At 70.5% G+C, this 2,685-nt stretch carries 3 protein-coding genes and 1 pseudogene; all 4 read left to right on the forward strand.

Annotation, left to right across the window (positions count from 1 at the left end):
- Nucleotides 1-629, forward strand: a 629-nt coding sequence (locus tag VTU_RS0124280; RefSeq protein ID WP_010110300.1) for an ABC transporter permease, incomplete at its 5' end; no start/stop codon positions are given.
- 30 nt (nucleotides 630-659) lie between these two features.
- Entirely contained in the window at nucleotides 660-1,649 is a 990-nt protein-coding gene (locus VTU_RS0124285; protein WP_010110301.1) for an ABC transporter ATP-binding protein, read from the forward strand.
- A pseudogene (locus VTU_RS35930) lies at nucleotides 1,646-2,194 on the forward strand (ATP-binding cassette domain-containing protein); the annotation flags it as partial. The gene VTU_RS0124285 and the pseudogene VTU_RS35930, both read left to right, overlap by 4 nt.
- 144 nt (nucleotides 2,195-2,338) lie before the next feature.
- Nucleotides 2,339-2,653, forward strand: coding sequence for an oligopeptide/dipeptide ABC transporter ATP-binding protein (locus VTU_RS35935; protein WP_438873590.1), 315 nt, complete (start codon nucleotides 2,339-2,341; stop codon nucleotides 2,651-2,653).
- Nucleotides 2,654-2,685 lie beyond the last annotated feature (32 nt).

A 2,685-nucleotide genomic window follows, 5' to 3' on the forward strand; every position in this document is an offset into this window, starting at 1 on the left:
TGATGGTGAGCGTGTGCGCCACGCTGTTTGCGCTGTTCGTCGGCGTGACGCTCGGGCTCGTCAGCGGGTACGCCGGCGGCACCATCGACAACCTGATCATGCGGCTGGCCGACATGCAACTGAGCTTCCCGGCCATCCTGGTCGCGCTATTGGTCGATGGCCTGGCGCGCACGCTGCTGCCGCACGCGCTGCACGAGCGGCTGGCGTTGCCCGTCGTGATCTTCGCCATCGGCGTCTCGACCTGGGTGCAGTACGCGCGCACGGTGCGCGGCGCGACCTTGGTGGAAAAGTCCAAGGACTACGTGCATGCCGCCCGGCTGATCGGCATGGGACCGCTGCGCATCCTGCTGCGCCACGTGCTGCCGAACGTGCTCGGCCCGGTGCTGGTGATCGCCACGCTGTCGCTGGGTCTGGGAATCCTGACCGAGGCCACGCTGAGCTTCCTGGGCCTGGGCGTGCCGCCGACCTCGCCCTCGCTGGGCACGCTGATGCGCAGCGGCAACGAGGTGCTGTTCGCGGGCGAATGGTGGGTCACGGTGCTGCCGGGCCTGTGTCTGATGCTGCTGGTGCTGGCGATCAACCTGCTGGGCGACTGGCTGCGCGACGTCCTCAACCCCCGGCTCAGATAAGGCACGGGGCAGGGCACGGGGACACACGCCATGGGCGCCAACGCATCCCCCACCCTGAGCGTGCGCGACCTGCGCGTCGAGATCCCTGCACGCCGCGGCACGCTGCTCGCGCTCGACGCCGTTTCCTTCTCCATCGCGCCCGGCGAAATCCTCGGCTTCGTCGGCGAATCGGGGGCAGGCAAGTCGCTCACCGGGATGGCCATTCTCGGCCTGCTCGACCCGCCCGCGCGCATCGCCGGCGGCGAAATCCATCTGGGTGAGCGCCGCATCGACACGCTGTCGCAGCGCGCGATGCGCCGCGTGCGCGGCAAGGAAATCGGCGCGATTTTCCAGGACCCCTTGATGAGCCTGAACCCGCTGCTGCAAATCGGCGCGCAGTTGGTCGAGACCATGCGCACGCATCTTGCGCTGTCGCACGCGCAGGCCGTGCAACGCGCGCTGGCGCTGCTGCACGCCGTCGGCATCCCGGCGCCCGAAGCGCGCTTCACCGCGTACCCGCACCAGTTCTCGGGCGGCATGCGCCAGCGCATCGTGATCGCGCTGGCGCTGTGCGCCGGACCGCGACTGCTGCTCGCCGACGAGCCGACCACGGCCCTGGACATGTCCATCCAGGCGCAGGTGTTGCAGTTGCTGCGCACGCTGTGCCGCGAGAACGCAACGGCCATGCTGCTGGTCACACACGACATCGGCGTGATCGCCGAGATGGCGGACCGCGTGGCGGTGATGTACGCCGGTCGCATCGTCGAAACCGGTCCGGTCGAGGACGTGCTGCGCGACCCGGCGCATCCCTACACCCGCGGCCTGATGGACGCCATCCCCTCGATCGAACCGGTGACCGGCCCGCTGCACCAGATCGACGGCGCCATGCCGCGGCTGAACGCGCGCCCGGCCGGCTGCGCGTTCCACCCGCGCTGCGCCCGTGCCACGGAGCAATGCCGCGCCGAGAGCCCCGGCCTGCGCACGGACCGGCAGCGGCAGGTCGCCTGCTGGGTCGCCCCCGCGGAGCAGGAGGCCGCATGAACGCCGGGAACAAGCCCGCGGCCGCCGAAGCTGCGGTGAGCCTTGAGGTGCAGGACGTCGTGCGCCACTTCTCCGCGGGCGCTGGCCTGCTGCGTACGGCGCTGGGCACGGACCGTTCGGTGAAGGCCGTCGATGGCGTGAGCCTGCGCATCCGCCGCGGCCAGACCTTGGGCCTGGTCGGCGAATCGGGCTGCGGCAAGTCCACGCTCGCGCGGCTGGTTGCGGGACTGGACCGACCGAATTCCGGGCGCATTCACTTCGCGGACGCGGGCCAGGCCGGGCACCGCGTGCAGATGGTTTTCCAGGACCCGTACGCCTCGCTCAACCCGCGCTACCGCATCGGCAGCGCGATCGCCGAACCGATCCGCTTCCAGAAGCTGCTGCCCAAGGCCGAGGTCCCCCGGCGCGTGCACGAACTGCTGCTCCAGGTTGGCCTGGCACCGGCCGACGCACTGAAGTTCCCGCACGAGTTCTCCGGTGGCCAGCGCCAGCGCGTGTCGATTGCGCGCGCACTCGCCGGCGCCCCGAGCTTTCTGGTGTGCGACGAGCCGACCTCCGCGCTCGACGTGTCGGTGCAGGCGCAGATACTGAACCTGCTGCGCCGCCTGCAGGAGCAGCTCGGCCTGAGCTGTCTCTTCATCAGCCACAATCTGGCGGTCGTCAACTACATGTCGCACAGCGTCGGCGTGATGTACCTGGGCCGGCTCGCCGAGCTTGCGCCGACCCGCGTGCTGTTCGACGCGCCCAAGCATCCGTACACGCAGCTGCTGCTCGCGGCGCTGCCACGGCTCGACCGGCGTGGCCGCGAGAAACCGCCCGCTCCCGGCGAAATCCCCAGCCCGCTCGACCCGCCACCCGGCTGTGGCTTTCACCCGCGCTGCCCGCACGGGCAGGCGCGCTGCCAGAGCGAAAGGCCCGCGCTCGTGCCCTTGCCCGACGGCTCGCAGGTCGCCTGCCACGCCGTGCAGGAGCGGCGCATCCCCATGCGGTGGCATACATCCTGAAAGCTTCCCGCCATGCCTGACGCCCAAGCCCC

It is taken from the genome of Verminephrobacter aporrectodeae subsp. tuberculatae At4, assembly GCF_000193225.1.
Lineage (GTDB): Bacteria > Pseudomonadota > Gammaproteobacteria > Burkholderiales > Burkholderiaceae_C > Acidovorax > Acidovorax aporrectodeae.

What these genes read in the sequence shown, in the direction of transcription:
- VTU_RS0124285 (WP_010110301.1), top strand. Translation starts at nt 660, where the DNA reads ATGGGCGCCAACGCATCCCCCACCCTGAGCGTGCGCGACCTGCGCGTC.
- VTU_RS35935 (WP_438873590.1), top strand. Translation starts at nt 2,339, where the DNA reads ATGTACCTGGGCCGGCTCGCCGAGCTTGCGCCGACCCGCGTGCTGTTC.